Source organism: Cellulomonas algicola (genome assembly GCF_003851725.1).
In the GTDB taxonomy this organism is placed as follows: domain Bacteria; phylum Actinomycetota; class Actinomycetes; order Actinomycetales; family Cellulomonadaceae; genus Cellulomonas; species Cellulomonas algicola.
In genome coordinates this window covers 1-6,823 of sequence record NZ_BHYL01000335.1, presented here as the reverse complement: position 1 = coordinate 6,823, position 6,823 = coordinate 1, and the positions used below count along the sequence as shown (strand labels likewise).

Sequence of the window (6,823 nt, the reverse complement as noted above, 5' to 3'; positions counted from 1 at the left end):
CGGCGACGAGCTGCCGCGCGAGCTGACCGCACACGGCGGTGAGCGCGGCGGCGAAGCCCGCCGGGTCGGGCGTCGCGCCGCTCGCGCCGGAGACCAGCAGGGCGACCGTGTCCGAGGTCGACATGCAGCCGTCGGAGTCGACGCGGTCGAACGTGGCACGCGTGGCGGTGCGCAGCGCGTCGGCGGCGACGTCCGCGTCGACGACCGCGTCGGTCGTGATGACGCACAGCATCGTCGCGAGGCCCGGGGCGAGCATGCCCGCGCCCTTCGCCATGCCGCCCACGGTGAAGGTGCCGAAGTCGCCCGGGACGGTGACGTGCGCCGTCTTGGCGACGGTGTCGGTCGTCATGATCGCGGTCGCCGCGTCGGGGCCGCCCTCGCCGTGCAGCGCCGCGGCGGCCTCGTCGACGCCCGCGAGGAGCTTCTCGATGGGCAGGCGCTCACCGATCAGGCCGGTCGACGCCACGACCACGTCGCCCGCGGAGACGTCGAGGACGTCGGCGACCTTCTCGGCCGTGCGGTGCACGTCGGCGAACCCGTCCGGGCCCGTGCAGACGTTCGCGCCGCCCGAGTTGAGGACGACGGCCGAGACCGTGCTGTCGGCGACGACCTGGCGCGACCACACGACGGGTGCGCCGACCACGCGGTTCGTCGTGAACACGGCCGTGCCGACCTGCAGCGGCCCGTCGTTGACGACGAGCGCGAGGTCCGGGCGGCCGGACGCCTTGAGCCCGGCGGTCACGCCGGACGCGCGGAAGCCCGCGGCGGCGGTCACGCCGGGCGAGGCGAGGTCGTCGGTGTCGACGGCGGTCTGCTGTGCCATCAGTCCTCCTGGTCCACTGTCAGGCCGGTGCTCGTCACGCTCGTGCCGCTCACGGCGCGACGCCCTCGAGCGGGAGGCCGAGCGTCTCGGGCAGGCCGAGCGCGAGGTTGAGCGACTGCAGCGCGCCGCCCGCGGTCCCCTTGACGAGGTTGTCGATCGCCGTCACGGTCACGACGCGGCCGGCGCGCGCGTCGACCGCGACCTGCACGAGCGCGGTGTTCGCGCCCAGCGTCGCAGCCGTCGTCGGCCACTGCCCCTCGGGGAGCAGCTGCACGAACGGCTCGTCGGCGTAGGCGGCCTCCCACGCGGCGCGCACGGCTGCCGGGTCGGTGCCCTCGACGAGCCGGGCGGTCGCCGTCGCGAGGATGCCGCGCGACATCGGCACGAGCGTCGGGGTGAACGAGATCGTCACGTCGGGCGCGCCCGCGGCCCGGAGGTTCTGGGCGATCTCCGGGATGTGCCGGTGCGTGCCACCGACGGCGTACGGCTGCGCGGAGCCGAGCGCCTCGCTCGCGAGGAGGTGCGTCTTGAGGGTCCGACCGGCGCCGGAGTAGCCGACGGCGAGGACCGCGACCACGTCGACGGGCTCGATCACGCCCGCGGCGACGCCGGGCTGGAGGCCGAGCGTGACCGCGGTGACGTTGCAGCCGGGGACGGCGATGCGTCGCGCGCCCGCGAGCGCGTCGCGCTGGGCGGAGGCCGTCGGCTCGCCGGCGTGCAGCAGCTCGGGCAGGCCGTAGGGCCAGGTGCCGGCGTGCGCGCTGCCGTAGTACGTCTCCCACGCGACGGGATCCACGAGGCGGTGGTCCGCACCGAGGTCGACGACGATCGCGCCGTCCCCGCGCCCCGCGAGCTCGGCGGCGACGGCGCCGCTCGCGCCGTGCGGCAGGGCGAGCACGACGACGTCGTGCCCCGCGAGCGCCTCGACACCCGTCGGCGCGAGGACCCGGTCCGCGAGGGAGCGCAGGTGCGGGTGGATGCCGCCGAGGGTCGCGCCCGCGTTGGAGTGGGCCGTGAGGGCACCGATGCGGGCCTCGGGGTGCGCGAGGAGCACCCGGAGCATCTCGCCCCCGGCGTACCCACTGGCCCCCGCGACCGCCACGCTGAACGTCATGTGCATGAACATACACGGTGGTGCACGAAGATACGTGCACGATTCCGGGATGACGCGCCGACGGAGCCGCGTTGCGGCTGACGTGCGCGCCATCCTCGCCACCGCCGCGGGCGGTCCCGACGTCCTCGAGCTCCGTGACGTGCCCGACCCCGAGCCCGGTCCCGACCAGGTGCTCGTGCGTGTCGCCGCCGCGGGCGTGAACTTCATCGACACCTACCGCCGCAGCGGGCTGTACCGCGTCTCCTACCCGCACGTCGTGGGGGCCGAGGGGTCCGGCGAGGTCGTCGCCGTCGGCGCCGACGTCACGCTCGTCGCTCCCGGTGACCGGGTGGCCTGGGCCGCGTCGCCCGGCGCGTACGCCGAGCTCGCGCTCGTCGCCGAGCGGGACGTGCTCGTCGTCCCCGCGGGCGTCGACGACCAGGTCGCCGCCGCGCTCCCCCTGCAGGGCATGACCGCGCACTACCTCGTCACGTCCTCGTTCCCCGTCGCGGTCGGCCACGACGTGCTCGTGCACGCCGCCGCGGGCGGCGTCGGTCTGCTGCTCACGCAGCTCGCGGCCCAGCGGGGCGCGCGCGTCATCGCGACCGTCGGGACCGCCGAGAAGGAGGCGCTCGCGCGCGCGGCCGGCGCCGCCGACGTCATCCGCTACCGCGAGCTCGACGACCTCACCACGGAGCTGCCCGCGCTCGTGCGCGACCTCACGGGCGGGCGCGGCGTGCACGCCGTCTACGACTCCGTGGGCAAGGACACCTTCGACGCGTCCCTCGCGTCGCTCGCCCGGCGCGGCACGCTCGTGCTGTTCGGCGCGTCGTCCGGGCCGGTGCCGCCGTTCGACCCGCAGCGGCTCAACTCCGGCGGCTCGCTGTTCCTCACCCGCCCGACGCTCGGCGACCACACCGCGACCCGCGACGAGCTCGACTGGCGCGCTCGCGAGCTGTTCGACGCCGTCCTCGCGGGCACGCTCGACGTGCGGGTCGGTGCCACGTTCCCCCTGGCCGACGCGGCCGACGCCCACCGCGCGCTCGAGTCGCGCTCCACCACCGGAAAGGTCCTGATCCTCCCGTGACCACCCTCCGCACCCTCGACCACGTCGACGGGTCCGTCGTCGGCCCGCGCCCGCTGCACGTCGAGGTCTGGTCGGACATCGCGTGCCCGTGGTGCTTCATCGGCAAGCGCCGGTTCGCCTCCGCGCTGGCCGAGTTCCCGCACCGCGCGCACGTGCGCGTCACGTGGCGCTCCTACGAGCTCTCCCCCGACACGCCCACCGGGCCGGGACGTCCGGAGGTCGACGCACTCGTCGAGCACAAGGGCATGCCCGCCGACCGCGTGCGCGAGATGTTCGCGCACGTGACGGCCGTGGCCGCGGGCGAGGGCCTCGCGTACGACTTCGACCGCGCGCTCGCGTTCAACACGTTCGACGCGCACCGGCTCGTGCACGTCGCCGCCGAGGCCGGCGGGGCGCCGCTCGCGGACGCGCTCGTCGAGACGCTGTTCTCCGCGCACTTCGAGCACGGGCGCGACCTGGGCGACCCGGCGACGCTCGTCGAGCTCGCCGCCGCCGCGGGTATGGGCGCGGCCGGGCTGTCCGACGACGACGTCCGCGAGGTGCTCGACGGCGACCGCGCCGCCGACGCCGTGCGGGCCGACGAGGCGCAGGCGCGCCTGCTCGGCGTCACGGGTGTGCCGTTCTTCGTCGTGGACCGACGCATCGCCGTGTCGGGCGCGCAGCCCGCTGCGGTCTTCACGCAGCTGCTCGAGGCGGGATGGCGCGAGGCCAACCCGCTGACCGTCCTCGGCGACGCCGACGCGGCCGCGTGCACGGACGACTCCTGCGCGATCTGAGCACCGTTCCGGCGCGGGGCGCCGTCGTCGCGGCCTAGGGTCGCGCCATGACCACCACGCCCGACGACGTGCGCCCCGCCCCCCGGACCGACCCGCTCGGGGTCGTCGTCCCCTCGTCCGTGCCGACCCACTGGTACAACCTCGCGGCCGACCTGCCCGAGCCGTGCCCGCCCGCGCTGCACCCCAGCACGCGCGAGCCGCTCACGCCCGACGACCTGGCCCCGCTGTTCCCGATGGCGCTCATCGCGCAGGAGGTGACGACGGAGCGCTGGGTCGAGATCCCGCAGACCGTGCGCGAGCTGTACGCGCTGTGGCGGCCGTCGCCGCTGGTGCGCGCCGTGCGGCTCGAGCGCGCGCTCGGCACGCCCGCGCGGATCTACTACAAGTACGAGGGCGTGAGCCCGGTCGGGTCGCACAAGCCGAACACGGCCGTCGCGCAGGCGTACTACAACGCGGTCGAGGGCATCACGAAGCTCACGACCGAGACCGGCGCGGGCCAGTGGGGCGCGTCGCTGTCGATGGCGTGCTCCCTGCTCGGGCTCGAGTGCGAGGTGTGGCAGGTGCGCGCGTCGTACGACGCCAAGCCCTACCGCCGCATGCAGATGGAGACGTACGGCGGCGTGTGCCACCCGTCGCCGTCGGACCTGACGGAGTCCGGTCGCGCGATGCTCGCCGCCGACCCCGACACCACCGGGTCGCTCGGCATGGCGATCAGCGAGGCCGTCGAGGCCGCCGCGACGAACCCCGCGGCGCACTACGCGCTCGGGTCCGTGCTCAACCACGTGCTGCTGCACCAGTCCGTCATCGGCCAGGAGGCCCTCGCGCAGCTCGACGAGATCGGCGAGACGGCCGACGTCGTGTTCGGCTGCGCGGGCGGCGGGTCGAACCTCGGCGGGCTCGCGTTCCCGTTCCTCGGCCGCAACCTGCGCGACGGCGCGACCACCCGCGTCGTCGCGTGCGAGCCCGCCGCGTGCCCGTCGCTGACGCAGGGCGAGTACCGGTACGACTTCGGCGACGTCGCCGGGCTCACGCCGCTGCTCAAGATGCACACGCTCGGCAAGGACTTCGTGCCGCCGCCCATCCACGCCGGCGGCCTGCGCTACCACGGCATGGCGCCGATGGTGTCGCACGCCTACGAGCTCGGGCTGCTGTCCGCGATCGCCGTCGAGCAGGAGGACGCGTTCGCCGCCGGCGTCGAGTTCGCGCGCGCCGAGGGGATCATCCCCGCGCCCGAGTCGACGCACGCCGTCGCCGGCGCCATCGCGCACGCGCGCGCGGCGACCGAGGCGGAGACGATCGTCATCGGCCTGTCCGGCAACGGGATCCTCGACCTGCCCGCCTACCACCAGTACGTCTGACGCGGTCGCGCGGCCGGGGCGACGCGTCCCGGGCCGCGCGCCTGCGTCAGCGGACCGCGAGGGCGGCGACCTGCCGTCCCGGGTCCGTCGCGACGACCGCGACCTGACCGAAGAACGCCACCTCGTGGCGGCACGACGCGTCGAACGCGGCGATCATGCGCTCCCGCGTCGCCGGGTCGACGTGCTGCGCGGCCGCGTCGGCCAGCCGGCACGCGTGCGCGGCATGCTCGGTGAACGGCGCACTGCCGTACGTCGCGACCCAGTCGCGGTACGGGTGGCCCGGGACGGCGTCCGCCTGCGCGAGGAGCGTCACCCCGACCTCCGCGTACACCCAGTAGCAGGGCAGGACCGCGGCGACGACCTCCGCGTACGAGCCGTGCGCCGCGACCGCCGCCAGGTGGTCGACGTAGGCGCGCGTCACGGCCGAGGGCGGCGACGACGGGCGCACGGACGCGCGCGCGAGGTACGTCTCGTGCAGGCTTCGCTCGACCGCGAGGCACGAGTGCGCGCCGCGGGCGAAGAACTCCTGCGCCTCCGCCGACGGTGCGAGCGTCGACGCGCGTGCGAGAACCCGTGAGTACGCGGTGAGGTAGAGCGCGTCCTGGTGGAGCTGCTCGACGAACGCGTCCCACGGCAGGCCGCCGTCCGCCAGGCCGCGGACGAAGGGCTGCTCGAGCGACGCGGCGCACGCCGCCGCGAGGATGCCCCCGACCTCGTCGGTGAAGACGGGCAGCCCGAGCGCCGGCGCGTGGTGGAAGTGGTCGACCGGGCCGTGGCCCGAGCCGACGCGCAGCGCCTCCCCCGCCGCGATGGCCCCGCCGAGCCAGCGCTTGGCGTCCCGTGCCGCCGACGCCCAGTCCGGACGACGGGGACGCAGCGCCGCGAGCGCCGCCGACAGCGAGCAGCCCGTGCCGTGCGTGCTCGTCGACGCGACCCGCGCACCGGGCAGCTCGACGACACGCCCACCCTCGACCAGCGCGTCGGGACTCTCGACGCCGGGCAGGTGGCCGCCCTTGACGAGCACCGCGACCCCGGCGGCGCTCGCCAGCCGCGTCGCCTGCTGCACGGCCTCCGGCCAGGTCCGGGCGACGGGCTCGTCGGCGAGGACCGCGAGCTCCGGGAGGTTCGGCGTGACGACGTCGGCGACCGCGAGGAGCCGGCGGACCGCGGCGACCGCGTCGTCGTCGAGCAGCCGATCGCCGCTCGTCGCGACCATGACGGGGTCGAGGACCACGAACGGCGGACGGTGACGTGCCAGCCAGTCCCCCACCTCGTCGGCCACGGCCGCCGTCGCGAGCATGCCGATCTTCACCGCGTCGACGGTCACGTCGTCGGACACCGCGTCGAGCTGCGCGCGCAGGAAGGCGGCGTCCGGCACGAGGACGTCGCGCACGCCGTGCGTGTTCTGCGCGAGGAGCGCTGTGACGACCGCCATGCCGTACGCGCCGTGCGCGGCGAACGACTTGAGGTCGGCCTGGATCCCGGCTCCGCCCGTCGGGTCGGTCCCCGCGACGGACAGGACGCGCGGGCGCGACCCCGTCGGCGGCGTCTCGCGCTCGGTCATCGCACGGCCTCCGCGCGCACCGTTCCCGCGGCCGTCCCGGCCGGACGCGCGCCGCCGGCCCGTGCGACCCTGCCGCCGGCGAGGGCGACGGGTCCTGCGCCGACGTCCGGCCCGCTCCGCCC

At 75.8% G+C, this 6,823-nt stretch carries 6 protein-coding genes; 3 read left to right on the top strand and 3 right to left on the bottom strand.

What is annotated here, in order from left to right:
- Both CTKZ_RS18240 and argC read right to left on the bottom strand, forming a co-directional pair.
- Positions 1-823 (bottom strand): bifunctional ornithine acetyltransferase/N-acetylglutamate synthase (locus CTKZ_RS18240; RefSeq protein ID WP_124344258.1); only part of this gene is annotated, 823 nt, incomplete at its 3' end.
- 49 nt (positions 824-872) lie between these two features.
- A complete protein-coding gene (gene argC / locus CTKZ_RS18235) occupies positions 873-1,937 on the bottom strand; it encodes an N-acetyl-gamma-glutamyl-phosphate reductase (RefSeq protein ID WP_200829813.1) in 1,065 nt (354 codons plus the stop codon).
- 49 nt (positions 1,938-1,986) lie between these two features.
- On the opposite strand from argC, the gene CTKZ_RS18230 reads away from it, so the two are divergent.
- Genes CTKZ_RS18230 through CTKZ_RS18220 form a run of 3 tightly spaced genes read left to right on the top strand, consistent with a single transcriptional unit; the run spans position 1,987 to position 5,137 of the window.
- Complete coding sequence (locus tag CTKZ_RS18230) at positions 1,987-3,003, top strand: quinone oxidoreductase family protein (protein ID WP_225917075.1); 1,017 nt, start codon at positions 1,987-1,989, stop codon at positions 3,001-3,003.
- The gene (locus CTKZ_RS18225; RefSeq protein ID WP_235843550.1) at positions 3,000-3,779 is read left to right on the top strand and encodes a DsbA family oxidoreductase; all 780 of its coding nucleotides are present in this window, start codon (positions 3,000-3,002) and stop codon (positions 3,777-3,779) included. The genes CTKZ_RS18230 and CTKZ_RS18225 overlap by 4 nt, the downstream gene beginning before the upstream one ends.
- Positions 3,780-3,826: 47 nt before the next feature.
- The gene (locus tag CTKZ_RS18220; RefSeq protein WP_124344256.1) at positions 3,827-5,137 is read left to right on the top strand and encodes a TrpB-like pyridoxal phosphate-dependent enzyme; all 1,311 of its coding nucleotides are present in this window, start codon (positions 3,827-3,829) and stop codon (positions 5,135-5,137) included.
- A gap of 46 nt (positions 5,138-5,183) precedes the next feature.
- On the opposite strand, the gene thiD is transcribed toward CTKZ_RS18220, so the two are convergent.
- Complete coding sequence (gene thiD / locus CTKZ_RS18215) at positions 5,184-6,701, bottom strand: bifunctional hydroxymethylpyrimidine kinase/phosphomethylpyrimidine kinase (RefSeq protein WP_124344255.1); 1,518 nt, start codon at positions 6,699-6,701, stop codon at positions 5,184-5,186.
- Positions 6,702-6,823 lie beyond the last annotated feature (122 nt).